This window comes from Saliphagus sp. LR7, from assembly GCF_003344565.1.
Classification (GTDB): Archaea; Halobacteriota; Halobacteria; order Halobacteriales; family Natrialbaceae; genus Saliphagus; species Saliphagus infecundisoli.
This window is the reverse complement of the sequence record NZ_QPND01000005.1, coordinates 84959-107771: the sequence shown is the minus strand read 5'-3', so window position 1 is coordinate 107771 and position 22813 is coordinate 84959. Positions and strand designations below refer to the sequence as shown.

Here is a 22813-nt window from a genome sequence, read left to right as displayed (position 1 = left end):
CGTCTTCTGACTGGCTCCGGCATCCGAACGTCGTCTCCGGATCCGTTCGACGGAGACTCGCTCGTTCCCGGTCGACTGGTGGCCGGCGCTCGGCCGCCCGTTTTTTCAGGGAACGATACATTTTTGATGGCTATACTTTCACTATACGACATGGGTTTTCTCGAGACGGGCCGTCGCGTTGGGCCGACGAACGCCACCGAGGGGATGGCGTATGAGTGACGGTGAGGCTGACCTGATCGAGTTTCTGCTTGAGGAGACCGGCGACACGCTCCATATGGTGGTCGAGTACGACCCGGAGGGGTGGCGGTTCCTCTATGGCGAGACGGCGGTGTACGAACAGGTCGAAAACTGGGATACCAACAGCGAGGACGTCGTGCAGGCGTTCAGGGACGAGGCTCGCGGCAATACCGACCGAGAACGGCTCTTCGACGTCGGCTCGTTTTACTGTTCGCTTCACCTCTTCGACGAGTTGATCCTCCTCCATTTCAACCAGCCCGACGAACGGGGCGTGATCTTCGGGTATGAACCCTCGGCTGCGGCCAATCTCACGACGTTCGTCGAGCTATGCGTGCCACACCTTCGAGACCATGCGCTGTCGGGCCTCGATGGCGCGCCGGCGTGGGGCGAACAGTCTCGGTGAGGATCGCTGCCGTCGGAACCTTTAGGCACAGCCGTACGAACTGCTGTTCTATGACCCGACGCGGGGAGACCGACGGGACGACTCGACGGGTGTGTCGATGACGATCACCAGCGACTGGGGCGAGTGGTGGATCCGCGAGGAGCTCGAGGGTGCCGAGGTCGAGGGCGTCTCGCTGTGGTTTCTTGGCGTCACCGGGTGGGCCATCCGGACGCCGGAGACGACCGTCTACATCGATCCCTACTTCAGCACCGAACGGGACCGCGAGTACATCGCACGGATGCCCCCCGTCCCGATGGAGCCGGGGTGGGCCGAGGAGTGTGATGCCGTGTTCTGTACCCACGACCACCGCGACCACTTCTGGCCGCCCTCGTTCGGACCGCTCCTCGACCACGGTGGTGCCGTCCACGCCCCGGCCGAGTGCTACGACATCCACGATGTGAGCGACGTTCCCGAGGAGAGCCAGGTCGCCGTCGAACCCGGCGACAGTGTCGCGGTCGGGGAGCTGACCGTCCACGTTCGCGGCGGGAACGACCCCGACGCCGCGGGCAGCGTCACCTACGTCATCGAAACGCCGACTGGGACCGTCTTCCACGGCGGGGACAACCGTCCCTGCGAGGCGTTCGACGCGGTCGGCGACGAGTTCGACGTGGATCTCGGAATGGTCTCGTACGGAACCACCGCCCGCCGGCTGGGTGACGACGGCGAGGTCGTCCGACGCAAACTCTATAACGACGCCCAGGACGTGATCGACGCCGCCAACGCCGTCGGTATCGACCGACTCGTGCCCACCCACTGGCGTCGCTGGCGGTCGATCCAGGCAGACCCCGGCGCGCTGAAGGCGGCGGCGACGACGTTCGAGTACCCACACGCCATCGAGGAGGTCGAAGTCGGGGACCGTCTCAGGCTCGATCGGCCCGGTGTCGTCACCCCGACGCATCTCGACGACGGCTGAGAACTAGATCGCCACGTTATTTCTGGATATTTATGTGTTGCAGTGACCACTCAAGGTGCGGGAGGATACCACACATATCCCTTGTATTGAAAATCATTTTAAATATGGGCACTCCAGTAAACTATAGCTGGATATCCGCGTCTGTTTCAGCATTAGGAAAATATCTAAAAATATTGTTGATATAGAATCTGATATATAGTGCAAATATGGTCTTCAACTAGTTCAGTTATTGAGCTTCAGACCGCCGAATTTGTTGACAAGCCTCTCCCTTACTAAGATCACAAGTTTGTCTAAGAAATATCATAACTATAGCACAAGTAATATCTTGTTATTCTTCACTGATGTGAGTCCTGCTAATGAATGCGTTCTTCTCTCTCGTTGAACAGCCAGATTTTGTCAGTGTCGAAGTCAACCCCTTTCACGCGTTCAGTGTCCTGAACCTGTCCTTGGGGTTCTGTTACCGTAAATGGCGTCTCACCTACGGTGAAGTAGATTGCGTCGTGTTCCCCATGTAGTTCCTTTACATCGATCTCGGCGTTGAAGATTCCTTCTGACTTGGGCACGACGTGCATGTACTCGGGTCTAATACCTAAAAACACCATATCACCATTTGAAGCTGAAAACTCCGAGGCCCGGACGTTTGGGAGCCTAACTTCAAAATCATCGGTTTCAATATATATTTCTTCACCGTTGATCTTGGCGGTTCCCTCAAATATATTCGTTGACGGTGAGCCGATGAATTTCGCGATGAACAGGTTCTTCGGTTGATTGTAGATCTCGTACGGCGTTCCCACTTGCTGGATCTCCCCGTCCTCCATGATGACGATCTTATCTCCTAACGTCATCGCTTCCTCTTGGTCGTGAGTAACGAAGATCATTGACTTCCCGAGTTCACGCTGGAGGCGCTTGATCTCGGTCTGCATTCGGTCACGGAGGTTCGCGTCCAAGTTGGCGAAGGGCTCGTCTAGGAGGAATGCAGTTGGTTCCATCACCATTGCTCTGCCGATACTGACGCGCTGTTGTTGTCCGCCGGAGAGAGCGGTCGGTTGACGATCGAGCGTTTCTGCGATGTCCAAGAGCTCGGCGGTTTCCTCAACCTTCCGTTTCTTTTCGTCTTTCGAGAGGTCCGTCTTCATATCCAGACCGAACCGTATGTTCTCTCTGACGGTCATATGAGGAAACAGCGTGATATTCTGGAAGACGAACGCCAAATCCCGGTCTTTTGGCTTGTCAAACGTGACGTCTCTCCCGTTGAGGATGACCTCCCCCTCGTCAGGGAGTTCGAGTCCCGAGATACACCGTAGCGTCGTCGTTTTCCCACACCCAGAGGGACCTAGGAAGACGACGAACTCGTCTTCTTCTATATCAAGGTTGAAGTCATCCACCGCAACGACAGTGCCGTTGGAGAACGTTTTTCGAAGACCGTTAATGTCGATATAGTGCGCCGGCTCTTGGGTTTGTTCTGCCGGACTGATCTCTTGCGAGTCTCGTGATGAACTCATATCCCATTGGTACATCCCCTCATGGGAGGTTATACTTATTGGATTTCTTCTTTCCAAACTTCGAAGGAAAAAACCACCCAGCGCGTTCTGGACTCGTAGCGGATTCAGACACTGTACACTGATCGTTTGACGATTCTGATCTGGGGTCGTCAGCTACTCTGTTGGGTCAACTGAAAGAGCGGATGAGTATCACCTGAAACAAATGGAAGCAGATCGGCTACGAAGCGCTGACGGCGAACGCTTCCGAGATATACCGCCGTGCGAACAGGTAGAGGGTGACGGGCGGCAGGCCGATGATCAACGACTCCGACATGAGCAGCTGCCAGTCAGTCGCCTCGCCGCTCCCGCCGTTGATCGTCTGGTAAAGCTGGACGACTGCTGGTTGCGGTCCCCTGCTGTCGGTCACCATGTTCGCGAACAGGAAGTCGTTCCAGCCGTTCAGGAAGGCCAGAAAGAGCACGGCGATGATCGCTGGTTTCGCAAGCGGTAGCACGACCCGGACGAACGCACTCCACTGTGTGCAGCCGTAGATTTGGGCTGCTTCTTCGAGATTGCTCGGCATCTTCTGAAAGAAGTCCCGCATGATCCAGATCGCGAACGGAACGACGAACGTCTGATGGCCGAGCCATACTCCGGGTAAGGTGTTGTAGAGACCGAAGTCGTACCAGAGATCCGTGATCGGAATCACGAGCAGCACATGGGGAAACAGCAGCGATAGAATGATGATGTAGAACAGCGGTTTCTTCCACGGGAACGATGTCCGGGCGTACGCGTACGCCCCAGGAATCGCGACGACCAGGGCAATGGTGACCGTCCCGGTCGCGATATATAGGCTGTTGAGTAGGTTTGGTCTGAGATCCTCGTAACCGTCGATCCAGGGTTGGATCGTGGGCTCTTTTGGGATCAGGTAGACGTCCGTCGCATAGATCTCGACCAGCGGCCGAAAGGACGCCGAAATAACCAGGATGAGTGGGACGAGAACCATAAGCAGGAACATTCCTAGCGTCGAATAGAACAACAGCTTGTAGAGGATATCGGATACCGACAGTTGAGCTCTCCGAGAGGCGGTGCTCATTAGAACTCCACCTCCCCGCTCTGGCGCTCGAATTCACGGAGGAAGATCATTACTGCCCCGAGTGTAATAAGGAGCAGTATGATCCCTACCGAGTACGCTCGACCCATCTGACCGGCGAAGTACGCGTCCCTGTACAGTAGTAATCCGAGTACGGAGGTTTCGTACCCCGGGCCACCCGTGGTCATCTGGAACGGCTGTGACACCTTCGCCAAGTTCCAGATGAGTCTGAGGCTCACCGCGACGAGAATCGCCGACTTCAACTGTGGGAGCGTAATCTTCAGGGTTTGCTGGAGTCGACTGGCGCCGTACATCCTCGCGACCTCGTACTGCGTTTTGGATATTCCTTCCCGGCTGGCGAGGACGATTAGGAAGACGAACGGCCAGAACGTCCAGCCGGCCACAAGGGTGACGACGACTAAGGCTGCGGTCCCGCTCGATTTCCAGAATATCGGATCGGAAAGGATCCCGATATCAACCAGCAGCGTCATGATCGGGCCGAACTCGGGATCAACCAGATATAGCCAGAGAGTGCCCGTCACGACGGGCGGCATCGCATACGAGATGAGAAAGGCCCCACTGGTCAGCTTTTTTGGGACGCCTCTCATATGATACACCAGCAGTGCGGCGACGACACCTAGCACCATGTGGATTACTGTATTAATGCTATAGATCAGGGTCACTCTTACCGACGTCCAGAACGGCTCCCAACCGAACAGGAATTCGTAGTTGCCCAGCCCGATCCACTCGTTCTCGCCGAGCAGTGGCCAGTTAAAAAGCGACATGTAAACGCCTCGTATGAAGGGCACCCAAAGGAGCAGACCGATCAGTACCAACGCCGGCATCACCAGCAGATACTCGAATCTGTTTTCTCTGAACGTTGTTCCTGCGGACTGGTACCGATTGAACAGTTGGCTCTTATACGTCTGGTACACTGATGAAACGCTCATATTGTATGGGTAAGATTGACACGGGTATTAGTTGTTGCGGTTCAACCGAGGGTGGAAGCGAGTCTCTTCAGCTACTCAACCGCTCTTCTGCGGCCTGTTGAGCGTTCTCCATCGCTTCCTCTGGAGAGACGTCACCGGTGAGTGCTTCCTGTAGGGTCGGCGGCACGTCGGTATAGACTACGGCAGTGTTCCGGGGGTGGTTCTGCCCGAAGAATTCGGTGTCACGGATCGTCGAGAGCATTTCGAACATCGTCGGAATGACGACGTTGTTGTTCTCTTCGGCAGTGGATTCGGTTTCATCCCAGGAATCCTCGCGGAGCGGGAGACGCCCGTAGTCTTGGGCCGCTCGAACTTGGTACTCGACGGACCCATAGGTTTGTTCGAGGTACTGGGCAGCGGCGCGCTGGGCTTGCTCCCATTCCTCTGCGTCTTCGCCGTCCGGAGGGGTAGTGAAACAGAAACCCGAAAGATTGCCCCGGGCGATAGCTTCGGGGTACTCCTCGGATCCCCACATCGTCCCGTACATCAGGTCGTCAATGAGGTCGGGAATTTGGTCTCTGATGTTCGGGAAAGTGAATAGTTCGTGCCACGCCATTCCGATTCGTTGCTCGCGCAGCAACGCCCCTACCTGCTCGTCCTCCGCACTCGGCGTAGAGGGGGGTGAGAGTTCATGTTCGGTGTAGACCTCACAATATTTCGTAAATGCTTCCTTCCAGGCGTCGTTGGAGAAGTTGACGCTTTCCCAGTCCTCGGTGTAGATCGCGCCGTCGATGGGTCCACCCTCGTGATAGGCCATCACTGGAAGCATGTTGTCAAGGATGTCTCCGCCCGCGCCAAAGATCAGGGTCCCGAAGTCGACCGGGCCGTCCTCTTGGAGCGTGGTGGCCATCTCAATGTATTCGTCATACGATTCCGGCGGGAAGTCGTCAGGGGACAGTCCCGGTGTCTCTTCGAAAACCGACCGTCGTGCGACCATCGGAGACCGCGCATCACCGAACATCGGCAACACCGTTCGAGACATTTCAGTGCCTCTGAATTGCGCCGCGGACGGCTCTAGCCACGGTTCGAACTGCTCACGGAACTCGTCACTAAAGAAGTCAATGTAGTCGTCAACGGATTTGACGACGCCCATATCGATCATGGTCCCAACGTTTGCGCCTGCCTCAAAGACGTGCGGGTAATCGTTGTTCTCGAACGATTGTACCCATACCTGTTGATTTCCAGCCGGGTTCTCGGCTTTCCGTATGTTGACCGTAGCACCTGAATCGCTCTCGAACTGTTCGACTGTGTCGTCGACGTAGGTTTCGGCGGCCTCGGACTGGGACCAGTCGACGCTCCAGAAGGAGAAACTCTGGCCCTCGATGTCCATACTCTCGTTGCTGTCGTTCCCGCCGTTGCCGTTCCCACCGTTTCCGTTGCCGTTACCGTTCCCACCGTTACCATTTCCGTTGCCGTTGCCGTTACCGTTCCCACCGTTACCATTTCCGTTGCCGTTGCCGTTACCGTTCCCACCGTTGCCATTTCCGTTGCCGTTACCGTTGCCGTTCCCACCATCCCCTCCGACACAACCGGCGAGCCCCGTCGCCAGACCAGCACCTACCAGCTTGAGATAGGGTCGGCGTGATACGATACGGTCTCGGCTGTCATTATCTACCATGTCCATCTGGAAGGATTGCGTAGAAGGTAATAAATCTTTTCTAGGATATGTGGCTGCTTCGGAGTCTCACCTACTGGAAGATACCAATCAATCGTTGAGCAGGCGTAACAATCGATAATCCTCAATCCGTTTGTATTGACATCTTGAATAGAGAGTGAACCCTTGGGATCGGGTTTAGAGTCGGAATCATAAGCGAGATCGTAGTTGGCCGGAGAGAGTACGCGATTCGGATTCGCGTTGGTGCTGCCGGAGTTTTTTTAAGCGACGGCGCTATGCGGTACCTATGCCGGACCGACCGAATATACTGTTCCTGATGGACGACGAGCACCGGCCGGACGTACTGGGGTACGCCGGCGACGAGACCGTCCGAACACCGACGATCGACTCACTCGCCGAGACAGGGACCGTCTTCACTAACGCTTACACGCCATCGCCCGTGTGCGTCCCGGCCCGCCAATCGTTGATGGCCGGGGAACTGCCCAGGACGTGTGGCTGTCTCGGTTGGGATGATCTTGACCCCGAATACTACACCTTCTCCCGTCACTTCGCGGAACACGGGTATATGACGACCTGCGCGGGAAAACTCCACCACCAAGGCTGGGATCAGATGCAAGGATGGCGCAAGCGCCTCGGACCGACCCCGATGAAGCGGCCGCTCCATCACAAGTACCTCGAGAAGAAAGACCCGGATGCCTTCGACCGATGGGAGAAGGACTACGACCCGGGCAGCGAGTGGAAGTGGTCCTACTCGAAGGAGGTCAAGCGTGCGGGTGTCGGTGACTCACGTGTACAGGTGCAGGACCGACGCTCGGTCGAGGGCACGGAGCAGTACATCTCTCAGTATTTCAATAGCCCGTACTACGACCGACAGCGGGCCGATGAGCGGCCGTTGTTGCTGAAGGTCAGTCTCATCCAGCCCCATTTCCCGTTCTTTACAACCCAGGAAAAGTTCGAATACTATCTCAACCGGGTTGATCCATATCTCGAGGAGCCACCCGATCACTCTTTCCTCCGAAAATATACCGTTGAACCGGGAGTAGACGCGTCCGAACGAGAGTTGCGCCGGGCGACAGCGGCCTACTACGGGATGGTCGAAACTGTGGACGACTACTTCGGGCGGATCATGGCTGCTCTGGAGGCCGCTGGCGAGAACCTCGAAGAGTGGATAATCATCTATACCTCGGATCACGGCGAGATGCTGGGAGAACACGGAGTATGGGAGAAAAAGAAGTTCTACGAGGCAAGCGTCCGCGTTCCGCTTGTCATCCGATGGCCCGAGCGCTTTGATTCTGGACGGGTCGAGAAGAACGTCAATCTGTGTGATCTATACGCGACACTCGCCGAGCTGGCCGGCCTGCCGATTCCTGATGGACTCGATAGTCGTAGTCTCGTCCCGCTCATAGAGGGGGTCGAGGATGACTGGCAAAACGAGACGGTCAGTCAGTTCGATGGGCAGAACTTGATGATCAAGCAGGATCATCTGAAGTACCAGTACTACGGTGAGGAGCTGCCGGAGATACTCTGGGACCTCGAGCGCGATTCATCCGAAACACGAAACTTCATCGACGATCCGGAATACACCGATGCTGTCGATCGCTTCCGAGAGCGACGCGACGAACTCGGATACGGTCCGAACCCGAACCTCGAGTACGAGGGAGCCGGATACTGAGTCCGCGACGACTACGTGAACACTACCTCGCCGTCGGAAGTAAGTTCGACGGTGTTTTCCAAGTCGTCGAACTCACCGGTCTCCTCGATCCGTCGGACGTTCCGCGTGAGGAGCTCCGCACACCGCACCCAGTAGTCGGGTGTATGCCCCGACATGTGGGGCGTGACGAGTACGTTCTCGAAGTTCCACAGCGGGTGATCCTCGGGGAGCGGTTCCGGATCGGTTACGTCCAGTGCTGCGCCCCGGAGCTGGTTCTGTCTGATCGCCGAGACGAGCGCGTCCGTCTCGACGAGTTGCCCCCTCGAGATGTTGACGAGAACGGCGTCTGGGGGCAGAACCGACAGCGCCTCCGCATCGATGAGCCCACGTGTGGTCTCGGTCAGTGGACAGGCGAGCGCGAGATAGTCCGTCCGAGCGAGTGCCTCATGGAGTGCGTCGGTCTCGAATCCGACCACCTCGTCGGTCGGGCCGCCCTTCTCGGGCGTGTATCGGACGCCGATCGTCTCCACCTCAAAGCCCGACAGCCGCTGGACAATCGCCGTCCCAATCGCGCCAAGACCGACTACCGTGACGGTACTATCCGTGAAGTCTCGTGCCTGAAAGTGACGCCACTCTCGGCGTTGGTTGCGCCGCATCCCCTCATACAGGTTCCTCGAAAATCCAAGCATTGTCCCGAGCACGTACTCGGCGATGTTCGGGCCATGGATCGACGCATTCGTAACGGTAAGCCCGCGTTCTATGCACGGTCTCACTGTGGCTGGCCCGACCCCGGCACCGCCGGCCGCGTACAGGCGGGCCTTCTCAGCCCGATCAAGGAGTTCCTCGGTGATGCTCCCGCCAGTAATGATCGGGGCGTCGACGACGAGCTCCCGTTCTTGCTGGGGTGTTTTTGCATGTTCGATGTCGTACTCCGGAAGCCGCTCGCGCAGGGCGGCGGCATACTCGGAGATCGGGATGCCGTGGGCTTCCCCACGAAGGACGACGATGTCAGGATCACCGTTCATACCTCTTCATGAACCCCACCACATTTCAAACCTCCCATAATTGACATCTGCGTTTCACCTCTTCTCTTCCGTGGCCACGACGGGGATGTTCGCCTCGGTGCTAGGGTCGTCCGGTCGTGTGATTCCGCGGGCGAACAGACGAGGTATCATCCCACGGAGATCTCATCACGACTCGTCGAAGAGCGTCTCGCCCTCAACCATGCGGTCCTCGACGACATCGAGATCGAGTGTCAGCCCGATCCCTGGGCGTTCGGGAACCTGGATGTATCCATCCTCGATGATCGGTTCATTCACGAGATCAGCCCACCAGTCGACCGCACGGGCGTGGTACTCGAGCGCGAGGAAGTTGGGACAGGCACAGGCAGTGTGCGCGCCGGCCATCGTCCCGATCGGCGAGGAGACGTTGTGGAGCGCGAAGGGAATGTAGTAGGTTTCGGCCTTGTTAGCGATCTTCATCGTCTCGCGCATCCCACCCATCTTGGGAAGGTCGGGTTGGATCACGTCGACGGCTTCTTCTTCAATGAGCCGCCGGAAGCCATGTGTTCGATACACGTTTTCGCCGGCGGCGACTGTCGTCGAGGTGCTCCGGGTAACGGTCCGTTGAACGTCGTGGTTTTCCGGGGGGACGGGATCTTCGAGCCAAAAAACGTCGTAGGGTTCGATGGCTTCCGCCAGTCGCGACGCGCTGTCGCCCGTCCAGCTCCAGTGACAGTCGAAGGCGACGTCGATGTCATCGTCGACGGCCTCAGTGGCTGCCTCGACGATGTCGACTTTGTGGCGTAGTTCCGGATCGCGGAGATGACGATTCATCCGATCCTTGTCGTACTCGCTTGGGACGTCGAGATCGAACTTCAGGGCGTCGAAGCCGTCATCGACGACTCCTTTCGCGGCCTGAGCGTACGCTTCAGGCGAGTGTTCGTCCCGGTACTCCGCCGTGTCTGACTCGGCGCCGTGAGAACCCGCGTGGGTGTCACAGTAAACACGGACGTGATCGCGGTACTTGCCACCGAGCAGCTGATAGGCCGGCACGTCGAGCACCTTGCCCGCCAAGTCGTGAAGTGCGATTTCAAGGCCCGAGACTGCGGTGACGACTGAACCTGCCAGTGATCCTTCCCCAGAGAACCGCTGGATCAGGTGTGTATACAGGCGATCGATATCCAAGGGATTCTCACCGAGGAGATACGGCTTCGCCGACTCGATGATCGGTGGAACGCCCGATCCCCAGTACGCCTCACCCGTGCCGACGATGCCCGCATCGGTGTAGATGCGGACGAGGGTCCAGTCGTAGTTTCCATCGACCATCGTCGTCTGGATGTCCGTGATCTCGAGATCGCGCGGTCCGGGCGCGCGTTCGACATCGAGGTCGCCGGTCGTCTCGGAGTAGTCGATCAGTAAGCCCGGTTCTCGCTCTCGGCGGGAAGTAAAGTCGATTCCCATATCCTCGACAGTGGATCAAGTCTTATATAACGATTTGGGTGTCGGCGAACGGGCAGATCGCTGCCAACGGAAAGAATATATGGGTGGTCATCTACACGGTATATGATGACAACGAGTCTCACGGAGACCCAACGGGATCGGCTACAGGGCCTGCACAGCGCGATGGTCAACGATATCACCGACGAGATGGGGATCGACGATAACGTCATCCCGTGTAAGCGCATCCGCGCCCTCTGGAGTCGAGAACCAGCGGTAGGAACGGCCTACACCTCTCAATACGTCGAGATCGGCTATGAAGAGAAACGTGGCGACGATCCTCGCGATGAACTCGGGTTACAGTACCTCGAGGAGATTAGTGAGGGGGACTTCGTCATCCGAGCAGCGCCCGACGACACGAAGTCCGGTATGTGGGGAGAACTCCTCAGCACCATCGCCCAGGAACGAGGCGCCGCTGGCGCCCTCATCGATGGAGCAACCCGCGACTCCCGGATGATCGAGGATCATGGGTTTCCCGTCTGGTCAGAGGGACACAGCTCGATCGAATCGTTCGGGCGAGTGAGCCTCCGTGAAACGGAAGTCCCGGTCGAGATCGAGGGCGTAACCATCTCCCCCGGCGACGTCGTTCTGGCGGACTACGAATCGATCGCCGTCATCCCGCCAGAGATCGTCGATGACGTGATCGAGCGGGGCGAAGAGGAAATGGAACTCGAAGAGCACGTCCGTGAGGACATTCGCTCAGGCGATTCCGTCTACGAAGTCTGGGACCGCTACGAAACGCTGTAAGCGTCGCTCCGTTCCGGCATTGTGTAGCTGTTGTTGGTTATCGAAACGAAATACGCGGGTTCGCAGCCGTAGCGACATGAACGATCCAGTCACGAACCCACCGGTCCGCTTCGCGTCTGGAACCGACGCTCGATGGGTCGTCCATCTGAAGCGAACCGATACCACTAGAACTCGGCGACGCTGCCATCGGGGTGGCGTCGAAGGGGGTACGGCTGATCAACCTCAATTGCGTCCAACTCACGGACGCGGTCCTCATCGATGTCGACGTTCAACCCCGGGCCGTCGGGAATGTCGACGTAGCCGTCCTCCAGTGAGAACGCCGAGTAGTCGAAGTAGTCGTGTACCTCTTCTTGACCCGGGAAGCCATAATCATGGATGAGATGGTTCGGGATGCTGGCACTGACCTGGATCGTCGCCGCAAGCGCGAGCGGACTCCGCGGGCGGATCTGAGAGACTGCCGCGCCCGAAGTCTCTGCCATCTGGGCGATCCGCATACTCTCGGAGATTCCCCCCGCTCGGGAGATGTCCGGTTGGACGACGTCGACGAGTTCCGTATCGAGCAGCGGCTTGAAGTCCCACCGAGAATACAGCCGCTCGCCGATCGCGAGCGGGGTAGCCGTATGTCTCGCCAGATCCGGAAACGAAGCGATGTCCTCGGGACGGAGCGGTTCTTCGACGAACAACAGGTCGTAGGGCTCGAGATGGGTTACGAGTCGCCGTGCCATCGTCTTCGACGCGCGGCCACGGAAATCGACACAGATACCGACCTCGTCGCCGACCGCCTCTTGGACGGCTTCGACGCGCTGGCGGACGTGATCCGTGACCGCCGGTGCGTCAATATGGGCTAATCTCTCGGTGGCGTCGATCTTTACGGCGGAGAACCCCTCTTCGACTGCCCGTTCGGCCTCCGACGCGATGTGTTCCGGTCGGTCCCCGCCAATACGCTGGTAGACACGGACCCGATCCCGACACTGACCGCCAAGGAACTCGTACACGGGGGCACCGTAGTGGTTGCCTTTGATGTCCCACAGCGCCTGTTCGATGCCCGCGATGGCGCTCATCAGTATGGGGCCGTCTCGATGATATCCGCCGCGATACATCGCTTGCCAGTGATCCCCGATCCGGAGTGGATCCTCACCGAGGAGATACTTCTCCATCAACTCCGTGGTCGCGGCCTTTACGGTTCGTGAATACGGGAGATTCGTCGGTTCTCCCCACCCAGTCTCGCCATCGCTCGTGGTCAGTTTGAGAAAGAGCAATCCCGGGGGGATCTCGAACAGTTCGTAATCGGTTACTTCCATACGTGGATGGCAGGTACTCACTCACAGTGTATAAACGGTCGCATCCGGAAACTGGATATCATTATTATTCACACATGGTGGATGGAGATCACCCACCCGTTCCAGATGAAGCGAATTCCGGGTCTCTTTCCTCATACCAACCGGTAACACTCCCAACGAAGCCGTATCCTCGCCGAAGTTACGATCTGAACGGAACTCTGTAGCCACACCATTACAAGCATATGACTGTGATTCAAATCGAAACGACCCGTGGAACGATCCACTTGTCGTTCTATCCGAGAAGACTATTGATCATGGTGGTTCGTGAGATCACCACGCTGTCCACACTATATGAACGGACGCCCTGGTGGTGTCTGTGCTGGTACAATTACGTGAGGAGGGTGTCCACAGGGTATGAACAGTTTTTTACCCCTCCAACCGTAATGGTACCATAGATCATGGGAACGATTGATCCACAGAAAAATAAAACGACTCAAACGTCCTTCCAAGTACTGGACGGACTTGTGCGGTTGAACGGGGGAGGGGTCACGGATCTCGCCCAAGATCTCGGCATGCCGAAAAGCACAGTATATAAACATCTCGCGACGCTTCGCGACATCGGATATGTGAAAAAAGACGGGAGCACGTACGACCTTGGTGCAAAATTCGTAGAATTGAACGACGCGACGTTGAGAGAATACAGACTCTATCGAGTCGGCCAGACCAACGTAGAGCAGTTAGCGAGGGCCACAGGGGATGTGGTTGGGTTGTTTATCGAAGAGAACGGCCGAGGGATCGATCTCTTTCGCACACGGGGTAACTACGCGTCCAAGAACGACATCACGTTCATCAATTCCCATCATTTGCACGCGAGTGCGGCCGGAAAAGCGATTCTTTCACAGTTATCCAAAGAGCGGAGAGGCGAAATTCTGGACCGAAACGAACTCCCCCAGTTGACTGAGGATACGATTACTGATCGAGCCGAGCTAATTGAGCAGCTGGAGGTAATTCGCGATCGTGGGGTCGCCTTTGAATGTGGGGAACAACAGCGAAGCTACCACTCCATCGCCACACCCATCAGTTCCTCGGATACCGTTCTCGGGTCGATCTATGTCGCTGGACCGCCGGATCGCCTGTCCACGCCGAGAATGAGACAAGACCTCGCGATGACCCTGGGAACTACTGCCCGAGACATCGAACGGAGACTCGCCGACAACGAGTGATCGTGGATCCTCATCGATTCGCCACGCCTCCGCTTCGATCACCCCGTCCGTCGCCTATAACATCCAGAGCGAACGCCGATCTGCCTATCGAGGATTCGTTCGAGTCCACCTCATCGCTATCACCCTCGCTGTGCTGGAGTTAGGGGATCGGTTCATAACGATAGCGACGTTCAAGCGTCGCTTGGGTGGCGAACGAGGACCCGTGTTGATTCTGTACCCGTCGTTGGCATCACTTCACTCATTAGTAGAAGAGATTCTATTGTGTATCGATATGTGCGTGACTATATATGCTGGCTAGTACTGACTATCGGATATGCGTGTCACCGATTACGAACTGTTCGAAGTCCCCCCGAGATCGCTCCTCCTCAAAGTCGAAACCAGCGACGGAGTCGTCGGCTGGGGGGAGCCCATAGTCGAAGGTCGAGCCCAGACGGCCGCGACCGCAGTCGAGAAGCTCATGGAGACGTATATCGTCGGTGAGGACCCCTTCCCGATCGAGGATCACTGGTCGAAGATGTACCGTAGCGGGTTCTACCGTGGAGGGCCGATCCTCATGAGCGCGCTCTCGGGCATCGATCACGCGCTGTGGGACATCAAGGGCAAGGCTCTGGGAGTGCCAGTCTACGAGCTGCTCGGCGGAAAGGCCCGCGAACGAATCCGGCTGTACGCACACTTCAGTGGGAGCACTCCCGACGAGATGGCTGAGGCCGCTCGCGAGCGCGTCGAGAGCGGGTTTACCGCGATCAAGAACGGGCCCCGGGTCAACTGGGAACATCTCGACAATCGTGTGTCGCTCGATTTCGTCAGGGAGATGGTTGGGGCGGCCCGTACAGCTGTCGGCGACGAGGTCGACATTATGCTTGACTTCCACGGCCGGCCCTCGAAACAGATGGCCAAACGCCTCGTCTCGGAACTCGAGGAGTTCGACCCGCTGTTCTACGAGGAACTGGTCGTCCCGGAGAAGAACCACCTCCTCCCGGAGATCGCCCAACACACTACGATTCCCATTGCCACGGGCGAGCGGATGTTCTCCCGCTGGGAATATCGATCACTGCTGGAGGACGGTGTGGTCGACGTCGTCCAGCCTGACGTCGCGCACGCAGGGGGAATCACCGAAACCCGAAAGATCGCAACAATGGCGGAGACGTACGATGCAGCGGTCGCCCCACATTCCCCCTTGAGCGCGGTCGCGCTCGCGGCTTGCGTGCAGCTCTGTGCCTGCACACCCAACGCGATCATTCAGGAACAGATCGTCCACCAAGAGGGCACTCCGAACTACCTCTCGGACATGACCGTTTTCGACTACGACGAGGGTGGGTACATCGACCTCCCCGAAGAGCCAGGGCTGGGGATCGATATGGACGAGGATTTCGTCCGGGAAATGGCGACGGAGGACGCCTGGGACGCGCCGGTGATGCGTCGCGATGACGGGAGCGTCACCGAGTGGTAAGGACCGATGGCGGGTGTACCGGGAGAGCCGGAGTCCACAACGGTCGAATGAACGTCCCACATGGGCGACGCTGAATTTTAATAGGGTTCTCCCCAGGAAGAGTATATGGCACTCGACACCATTGCGGTCACTGGGGGCAGCGGCCTCATCGGGAGCAGCATCATCGCGAACGCGAACGACGCCGGCTACCGGACCGCGAACCTTGATCACGTCCGCCCCTCGGGGGAATCGAACGCGGACAAGTACGTCGAGACGGACGTCCTCGATTCCGGGGACGTCTATGGGGCGCTAGCCCACGTCGATGCGGACGCCGTGATCCACATGGGGACGATCAGAACGCCGTTGAACCACCCGGGCGCCGAGACCTTCGCGAGCAACGCCATGACGTCCTATCACGTCCTTGAGGCCGCTTCCGCGCTCGGTCTGGAGGCGGCTTGCTTAGCTTCGAGCATCAACGCGCTCGGCTTCAACTTCCAGGACGTCCCGCCCGAGATCGAATACCTCCCGGTAGACGAAGCCCACCCCACTACACCACGTGATCCCTACGCGCTCGGAAAGCGCGTAACGGAGGAAATCGCCGACGGCTTTGGTCGGCTTTCGGGCGAGCCGGAGACGATCGCAACGGTCCGTTTCCCCTACGTGGGCGCGACGGATTCGCTGCGAGACCGGTACGCGGAAACGGATCGCTCCCTCCCTGCCCTTCGGGAAGGGTGGAATCCCGACGGCCCGAGTGACGACCTCTTTGCCTACATCCACGTGGACGATGCAGCCCGGCTCGCCGTACGAACCGTGGAAGCAGAGTTCGAAGGCCACGAAACGTTCTGGGCGTCCGCCGCCGATACGAGCACGAACGTTCCGACCGAGGAGCTGATCGAGGAGTTCCACCCCGGAGCGGAGATACGGCGCCCGTTTTCGGGCCACGAGAGCCTCGTCACGACCGAGAAGGCGACCGAACTGCTCGGCTGGGAGCCCGTTCACTCCTGGCGGGATATATAACCCGTAAGACAGCACCTTATCGAACAGAAGCTAGCCTATAATTTCGGTTCGTGAGGTGGCGGATATTCCCTCAGTTCGCTCAGCAACGACGCGGACTGTCGGGCGCCAGTGCGTCATCATACACCTCGGCGAACAGTGACTCGATCTCTGACTTCGTTGGCTTGCGTGGATTGTTCGCCGGTGATCCGGAATCGATCGCATCTTGGGCCATTTCCGGGATCACATCGAGGAACTCCTCGCGGCCGGGTACCTCGCCGAAGTCGTCGAGGTACGTCGCTAATCCGACATCCGTACACAGTTCGCGGACCGCATCTGCTGCCTCCAGTGCAGCCTTGCGATCAGCGTCTGCTTCATCTGCGACGTTGAAGATGCGTGCGATTTCAGCGTACTTCTCGGGCGCCCCTATCGCAGAGAATTTCATGACGTAGGGCAAAAGTAGCGCGTTTGCGAGACCATGAGGGATATGAAGCTGTGCGCCGAGAGGGCGTGCCATGCCGTGGACCAAGGCTACGGACGCATTCGTGAACGCCTGCCCAGCCTGTAACTGGCCGATCATCATGTCCGTGCGTGCATCGATATCGTCCCCGTTCGCCCACGCGGTGGGGAACGACCGAGCGATTCGGCGGATCGCGGCGCGCGCGTAGTCGTCCGGAACGCTGTAGGTCTTCACCGAAACGAACGCCTCGATGGCGTGAGTCAAGGCATCGATCCCAGTAAAAGCTGTATGGCTCTTGGGGAGCGAAAGGGTGAGAACTGGATCCTCAATGGCCACCTCGGGGACTACATGTTCTGAGACGATAATGAATTTCGTCGTGGTTTCGGTATCGGTCAAGACGATCGTTTGCGTCGCCTCGCTACCCGTGCCCGCTGTCGTATTGACTGCGATTAGTGGTGGTGTCGGGTTCGGAACTCCTCCATAGCCCGCCTCATCTACAGCGAACGAGCGTATACTCCCCTCGTTCGCCGCCAACACGCCGACGGCCTTACCCACGTCAATCGAGGAGCCACCACCGAGTGTGACGATTACTTCACAACCTTCTGTCTCCCAGCGGCTGTAGGCATCTTCGACGTTCGCCACAGTGGGATCCGAACGAACGTCGACAAACGGCACTACTTCGATACCGTTCGCTTCGAGTTCGGCTATGACTGTCTCCCCGTGGATATCGTAAATTTCCCGAGTAGCGACGACGAGCGCCGTATCGCCGTACAGAGTCGTATAATCACCGACCTGTTCTACTGCGCCACGTCCGACGACCATTCGGGACGGTGAGATCAGTACTCGTGGTCCCTGTGCTGGCGTCGGATACTCTAGTTCCATGGTGAGTATCTAGCGGGGCTACGACTGCTAGATAGTAAATAGCACGGGTTCCAGTGAAGGATAGTGTTGGGTGAACGATGTTAATACAACAGATCGTGGTCTTGGCTCCCCGTAGTCAGCAAATAGACGCTGACGGATAGTCGTGACTCGTTTTCGGAGACCGATGTCGAGACTATAGAGGAATTGTACAGGAACTACACCGTACGGTAGTTTTATTAGATCGCCCTGGGTGATTCACCCATGGTGCGCATTAGCGATCAGCGTGACATAGAGATTACGGATATACAGACGACCAAAGTCGCCGGGAACTTCGAATGGACGCTCGTGAGAGTGTACTCGGACGCAGGCATAACCGGAACCGGAGAAGCAGTGCTCGGGCCGAAGGCCGACGCCTACATCGAATACGCCAAGGACGTCGTCATCGGGAAGAATCCGACCGACATCGACGCGCGCTGTACCGAACTGTTCGATCAACTCGCCCACTACGGCGCAATGAACGGTATCGCAGTGACGGCGATATCGGGGATCGATATCGCGCTCCACGATCTCGCGGGGAAGATACTCGACGTGCCAGCCTACCAGCTCTTGGGGGGGAAACACCGCGACGAGGTTCGTGTCTACTGTGATAGTCACGCTGGCGAGCACCTCCGCCGGACAAACGTCACGGACGACTACGATCCTTACTCTCCAGAATCGTATGCCGATGCTGCTGAAGACGTCGTTGAAGACGGCTTCGACGCCCTGAAGTTCGATCTGGATGCAACTGACCGCTACGAGCTCGACCAACGAAACAAGCATCTGAACGCGCGTGCAATCGAGTATCGAACGGATATCGTCGAAGCCGTAACGGAACGCGTCGGCGACCGCGCCGACGTCGCCTTCGACTGTCACTGGAGTTGGACGGGCGACAGTATACGACGGCTGGCCAAGGCGATCGAGCCGTATCCAGTGTGGTGGCTCGAGGACACCGTCCCCCCCGAGAACCACGACGTCCAGATTCAGGTTACGCACAGCACCGATACGACGATCGCTGCCGGTGAGAACGTTTATCGCGTCGAGGGTGCCCGCCGGCTGATCGAAAACCAGGGACTCGATATACTCCACCCCGACGTTCCCAAGACCGGTGGGATGCTCGAGACGAAGAAGATGGCCGATCTGGCCAAGGCATATTACGTCCCGCTGGCACTACACAACGTCTCCTCGCCGATCGGGACGATGGCGTCGGCCCACGTCGCCGCCGCTGCCTCAAATTTCCTCGCCATGGAGTATCACGCTCGAGACGTAGACTGGTGGGCTGATTTACTCGCGGGCTCGGACTCGATCATCGAAGACGGCTGCATAGCCGTGCCCGACGAGGCCGGGCTCGGTGTTGACCTCGACCTCGACGTCGTCGAGGATCGTATGGTCGAGGGCGAGACGCTGTTCGACCCGGCTCAGTGATTGGGACCGAAACGTCCGAACGCCGGAGTCGAGGGCTGTACCCTCCCGGTTCAGGGGAACAGTGACGAGACACCCTACACCACCGCGATACGCCAGTTCCGGTCCACGTCCGAAGCTCGGAATTCGAGGGAAAACACTTGGTGGTGGGGGTACTGTGTTAGCCCGGCATGCTTTCTGGGTTACACCACGTCGGTCACGTCACCACCGAGTACGATCGGACGATCCGGTTCTACCGGGATGCCCTCGACGGGACTGTTGGCGAGACGACGACTGTGGGCGGCGCGGTTAACGTCGCGTTCGTCGAGTGGTCGTCGTTTCGGGTCGAGGTAGTCGCCCGCGATGAGCGCGGAACGTACCTCGACGGGTTGCTCGACGAGTTACTTGATGTATCGCCGTATCATCTCGCCGTCATCGTCCCCGATATCGAGGAGGCAATAGCGTCGCTTGCGAACGCCGGTTATCCGATGTTCGACGACCAACCGGTCGAGGGGCTCGGGCCATACGTTCGAGCGTTCGTCGAGCCGGATTCCACCCCTGGTCTCCCGATCGAACTCGTCGAACTCGCTGAGACTGACACGCCGTGATGCCCGCCGTCGGCAACCCCGTCTCTCCTCAGGTACCCAAGAGAGGGTCGGCCTGGGGTTCCGTATCGAGGTGGAGCATCATCACATTATAAGTTCGCTAGCTCCGAGTTCGGACACTGGATGCAAGACTTACAACTCAGTGTGATCGGTGCGGGTCAGATGGGCGCCGGTTTCGTCGTCCATTTCCGCTCGGCTGACCTTCCCGTCACACTCATCGACCACCGCCAGTCGAATCTCGACGATGCTCGTAGTCGAATCCGGGAGACGGTCCGTTTCCTGAACGAACGTGGTATGATGGAGGTGTCCCCCGAGGCCGTTCTCGACGGCGTTACGTTCACCCTCGACGCTCGGGAGGGGGTCGCCGAGTCCGAGATCGTCCTCGAGACGATCGCCGAAGACCTCGAGATGAAACGGGAGGTGTTCGAGACAGTTGCCGCCGCTGCTCCGTCGAATTCGATCCTCGCGACCAACACGTCCGGGATCCCGATCACGGAGATCGCGGCCGGCTTCCCTTTCGCCGATCGAGTCGTCGGTTGTCACTGGCTCTTTCCACCGTATCTGTTACCGACAGTCGAGGTCATTCAGGGCGAATCAACGTCGGAAGAAACCGTCGATCGGCTCGCCGCGTTCGTCGAGGCCGTCGGGCGCAAGCCGATCATCGTCCACCGTGACGTCCCCGGGTTCGTTTGGAACCGTGTCCAGTTTGCCGTCCTCAGGGAATGTGCACACATCGTCGAAGAGGGTGTTGCGTCGGTCGAGGACGTCAATACGGCCATCCGAGACGGGTACGCCCGCAGAACGGCCGTCATCGGCCCCTTCGAGACGGTCGACATCGCTGGCTTGGAACTCTTCAAAACGGTCGGTGACGACCTCATTCCCGAACTCTCGAACGCCGAGACGGTCTCGGACCTTTTCGACGACTACCTTGCGGAGGGCCGCGGCGGCGTCGAGGAGGGAGCGGGATTTTTCAGTTACAACGAGTCTCCCGAGGACGTCAAGCGGCAGCGAGACGACCGCCTCATCGAAGTCACACGGGCGCTGGAGGAGGACCGCTGAGCGGTCGTTGCCGGTGAAATCGATGGATGATTCACTCAACTCGACCGATCGTGACCTACCGCGACTGGAGCATCGGGATTCCCATCTCTTCGGGTCGGCGCGCTAACTCGGGGCCCTCGATTGGACGAATCACGATCTCCATGAGCGCGTGGACCACCGAATCCGGTTCGAGGTGACCCGCGATCATCCGGCCGCTCTCGGCCTCGAACGCCGTAATGTGGAGATGTGGTTCACCGTCGGCGATCGCACCTTGCAGCGATCCGACCTCCCAGGCCCCTTCTTCGTGGAGGTACTCATCGACGTCGTCGTTGTCCTCGGCGAACTCCGGGAACTCCTCGTAGGGAACGACGTAGTGGACGTGGAGCTTGTTCAACGATCCGATTCCCGAAACGACGACTCCCGTATCGATTCCGTGGTCATCGATCGTCTCCGTGATCGACTCGAGGGCTTTATCGCCCGGTTGCAGCTGGAGGATGACGTGTCCGTCATTGCCTTCGAATGAGCGCATCAGTCACCCGAATATGCACGCACCGTTATATTCGTTTGGGTCGTCGTGACTTCAGGGGTGAACGGTAGCGCGGTAGGAGTCGCCGGTCGCTTGTGCCTCGAAGGCGCTCTCGGCTTCCGAGAGATCCACACGATAGTCGAACAACTCGAGAAACGGCAGGTCGTCACGGTAACCCTGGAGCAACGAGAGGCTGGTCCGGAACTGCGCAGGTGGGTATACGTAGCTGCTCTCGACCGAGATGTCGTTCTGTACGATCCACGTGGGGTTGATCTCGGCGGTTCCCGCATCCGCGAAGTGACCTACCTCTACGAGTGTGCCACCGTTGCGGGGCATCCTGAGTCCCTGTTCGAACGCACTCGGGTGGCCCACGGCCTCGACGACGACGTCCGGACCGATCCCGTCGTTTCCTTTCGATCGTACTGCCTCGATCAGAGCCTCGTCGTCGTCGTAATCCCTGATGTTGACGGTCCGTGTGGCGCCGAACTTCCGAGCCAGTTCGAGGCGCTCCTCTACCATGTCGATGGCGATGATCTCGCTGGCGCCGGTGGCGTGTGCCGTAGCGACCGTCAGTAGGCCGATCGGACCGGAGCCTTGGACGGCCACGCTCTGTCCGGGGCCGTAGCCCTCGCGGGCAAACGGGAGGCCGGACTGGAAACTCTGCTCGAGAGCGTAGGACGCCACTGCGAGGGGTTCGACGAGCGCGCCGTAATCGATGTCCAGATCGTCCGGAAGTCGGAAGAAGTCGGCGTTACCCTCGATGAGAACATACTCGCTCATGCCGCCACGGAGAGTGGGTTCACGGTCGGTACCGGTGAACCCGTAGACGGTGCGATCGAGGCAGGCGGTTGGACGAGCGGGAACGTTGTTGCAGTACCAACACTCTCCGCAGGCCCGTCCCGGACAGACTGTCACCGCGTCACCTACCTCGACGGCGACACCGGCGAAATCAGTGGCGACGGCCTCTCCCGTCTCGACGATTCGCCCGGCGAACTCGTGGCCAGGAATGACGGGAAAATCTAGAGGCATTCCACCCTCGTTCATATGGACGTCAGTCCCACAGACGCCACACAGCTCTACCTCGATGAGAACCTCGTTCGGGCCCACTTCGGGGACGTCGAACTCGCGAACCGAGAGCGTCCCTGGTTCGTCCATAACCAAACTTCGTGAGTGCATGTCATCCGTTATCTCTTGGACCACCCATATAACGCTACTCCCGGTCGAACGAGCGTGAACGAAACAGAACCTTCAATCGTGGTGATTGCCGCGCTACGTAGTTTTAATACTCTGCCGTT

Annotated in this window: 19 protein-coding genes and 1 pseudogene; 10 read left to right on the top strand and 10 right to left on the bottom strand. The window is 58.4% G+C overall.

All coding sequences use genetic code 11. The features are described from left to right. Positions 1 to 211 precede the first annotated feature (211 nt). Positions 212 to 640: a hypothetical protein gene (locus DVH23_RS09235; protein WP_114577156.1), complete on the top strand. Its 429-nt coding sequence runs from the start codon at positions 212 to 214 to the stop codon at positions 638 to 640. Positions 641 to 737: 97 nt separating this feature from the next. Beyond that, positions 738 to 1592: an MBL fold metallo-hydrolase gene (locus tag DVH23_RS09230; protein ID WP_114577155.1), complete on the top strand. Its 855-nt coding sequence runs from the start codon at positions 738 to 740 to the stop codon at positions 1590 to 1592. 353 nt (positions 1593 to 1945) lie between these two features. Here the strand turns inward: DVH23_RS09230 and DVH23_RS09225 are convergent, their stop codons facing one another. The 4 genes from DVH23_RS09225 to DVH23_RS09210 form a co-directional block, all read right to left on the bottom strand. Continuing rightward, complete coding sequence (locus tag DVH23_RS09225; RefSeq protein WP_114577257.1) at positions 1946 to 3094, bottom strand: ABC transporter ATP-binding protein; 1149 nt, start codon at positions 3092 to 3094, stop codon at positions 1946 to 1948. Positions 3095 to 3311: 217 nt separating this feature from the next. Further along, a complete protein-coding gene (locus tag DVH23_RS09220) occupies positions 3312 to 4079 on the bottom strand; it encodes a carbohydrate ABC transporter permease (RefSeq protein ID WP_157972368.1) in 768 nt (255 codons plus the stop codon). A gap of 89 nt (positions 4080 to 4168) precedes the next feature. Beyond that, positions 4169 to 5116, bottom strand: a complete 948-nt coding sequence (locus tag DVH23_RS09215) for a carbohydrate ABC transporter permease (RefSeq protein ID WP_114577153.1) — start codon at positions 5114 to 5116, stop codon at positions 4169 to 4171. Positions 5117 to 5183: 67 nt separating this feature from the next. Further along, positions 5184 to 6485, bottom strand: a complete 1302-nt coding sequence (locus DVH23_RS09210) for an ABC transporter substrate-binding protein (protein ID WP_157972367.1) — start codon at positions 6483 to 6485, stop codon at positions 5184 to 5186. Positions 6486 to 7056: 571 nt separating this feature from the next. Here DVH23_RS09210 and DVH23_RS09205 point away from each other — a divergent pair. Further along, positions 7057 to 8442: a sulfatase-like hydrolase/transferase gene (locus tag DVH23_RS09205; RefSeq protein WP_114577151.1), complete on the top strand. Its 1386-nt coding sequence runs from the start codon at positions 7057 to 7059 to the stop codon at positions 8440 to 8442. 11 nt (positions 8443 to 8453) lie between these two features. Here the strand turns inward: DVH23_RS09205 and DVH23_RS09200 are convergent, their stop codons facing one another. Beyond that, entirely contained in the window at positions 8454 to 9446 is a 993-nt protein-coding gene (locus DVH23_RS09200; RefSeq protein WP_114577150.1) for a D-2-hydroxyacid dehydrogenase, read from the bottom strand. Between the two features lie 165 nt (positions 9447 to 9611). Then, the gene (locus tag DVH23_RS09195) at positions 9612 to 10883 is read right to left on the bottom strand and encodes a mandelate racemase/muconate lactonizing enzyme family protein (RefSeq protein WP_114577149.1); all 1272 of its coding nucleotides are present in this window, start codon (positions 10881 to 10883) and stop codon (positions 9612 to 9614) included. A 105-nt stretch (positions 10884 to 10988) separates the two neighbouring features. On the opposite strand from DVH23_RS09195, the gene DVH23_RS09190 reads away from it, so the two are divergent. Further along, positions 10989 to 11666: an RraA family protein gene (locus DVH23_RS09190; protein ID WP_157972365.1), complete on the top strand. Its 678-nt coding sequence runs from the start codon at positions 10989 to 10991 to the stop codon at positions 11664 to 11666. Positions 11667 to 11830: 164 nt separating this feature from the next. Here DVH23_RS09190 and dgoD (DVH23_RS09185) read toward each other — a convergent pair whose 3' ends face one another. Next, entirely contained in the window at positions 11831 to 12967 is a 1137-nt protein-coding gene (gene dgoD, locus DVH23_RS09185; RefSeq protein WP_114577147.1) for a galactonate dehydratase, read from the bottom strand. A gap of 437 nt (positions 12968 to 13404) precedes the next feature. Between dgoD (DVH23_RS09185) and DVH23_RS09180 the strand changes: the two genes are divergently transcribed. From DVH23_RS09180 to DVH23_RS09170, 3 genes are all read left to right on the top strand, one after another. After that, positions 13405 to 14169, top strand: a complete 765-nt coding sequence (locus DVH23_RS09180) for an IclR family transcriptional regulator (RefSeq protein WP_114577146.1) — start codon at positions 13405 to 13407, stop codon at positions 14167 to 14169. A gap of 313 nt (positions 14170 to 14482) precedes the next feature. Then, entirely contained in the window at positions 14483 to 15619 is a 1137-nt protein-coding gene (gene dgoD / locus DVH23_RS09175; RefSeq protein WP_114577145.1) for a galactonate dehydratase, read from the top strand. Between the two features lie 105 nt (positions 15620 to 15724). Next, positions 15725 to 16615 carry an NAD(P)-dependent oxidoreductase gene (locus DVH23_RS09170; RefSeq protein ID WP_114577144.1) on the top strand — a complete coding sequence of 297 codons (891 nt, stop codon included), beginning with the start codon at positions 15725 to 15727 and terminating at the stop codon, positions 16613 to 16615. Positions 16616 to 16694: 79 nt separating this feature from the next. Here DVH23_RS09170 and DVH23_RS09165 read toward each other — a convergent pair whose 3' ends face one another. Beyond that, a complete protein-coding gene (locus DVH23_RS09165; protein WP_232833723.1) occupies positions 16695 to 17873 on the bottom strand; it encodes an iron-containing alcohol dehydrogenase in 1179 nt (392 codons plus the stop codon). 321 nt (positions 17874 to 18194) lie between these two features. Between DVH23_RS09165 and DVH23_RS09160 the strand changes: the two are divergent. From DVH23_RS09160 to DVH23_RS09150, 3 genes and pseudogenes are all read left to right on the top strand, one after another. Next, positions 18195 to 19373 (top strand): annotated as a pseudogene (locus DVH23_RS09160) (mandelate racemase/muconate lactonizing enzyme family protein); the annotation flags it as partial. 167 nt (positions 19374 to 19540) lie between these two features. Then, entirely contained in the window at positions 19541 to 19957 is a 417-nt protein-coding gene (locus tag DVH23_RS09155; protein ID WP_114577141.1) for a VOC family protein, read from the top strand. 120 nt (positions 19958 to 20077) lie between these two features. Continuing rightward, complete coding sequence (locus DVH23_RS09150) at positions 20078 to 21013, top strand: 3-hydroxyacyl-CoA dehydrogenase family protein (protein WP_114577140.1); 936 nt, start codon at positions 20078 to 20080, stop codon at positions 21011 to 21013. 55 nt (positions 21014 to 21068) lie between these two features. Here the strand turns inward: DVH23_RS09150 and DVH23_RS09145 are convergent, their stop codons facing one another. Next, on the bottom strand, positions 21069 to 21521 hold the full coding sequence (locus DVH23_RS09145; protein ID WP_114577139.1) for a PPC domain-containing DNA-binding protein: 453 nt from the start codon (positions 21519 to 21521) through the stop codon (positions 21069 to 21071). A 51-nt stretch (positions 21522 to 21572) separates the two neighbouring features. Further along, positions 21573 to 22673: a zinc-binding dehydrogenase gene (locus tag DVH23_RS09140; RefSeq protein ID WP_198667893.1), complete on the bottom strand. Its 1101-nt coding sequence runs from the start codon at positions 22671 to 22673 to the stop codon at positions 21573 to 21575. Positions 22674 to 22813 lie beyond the last annotated feature (140 nt).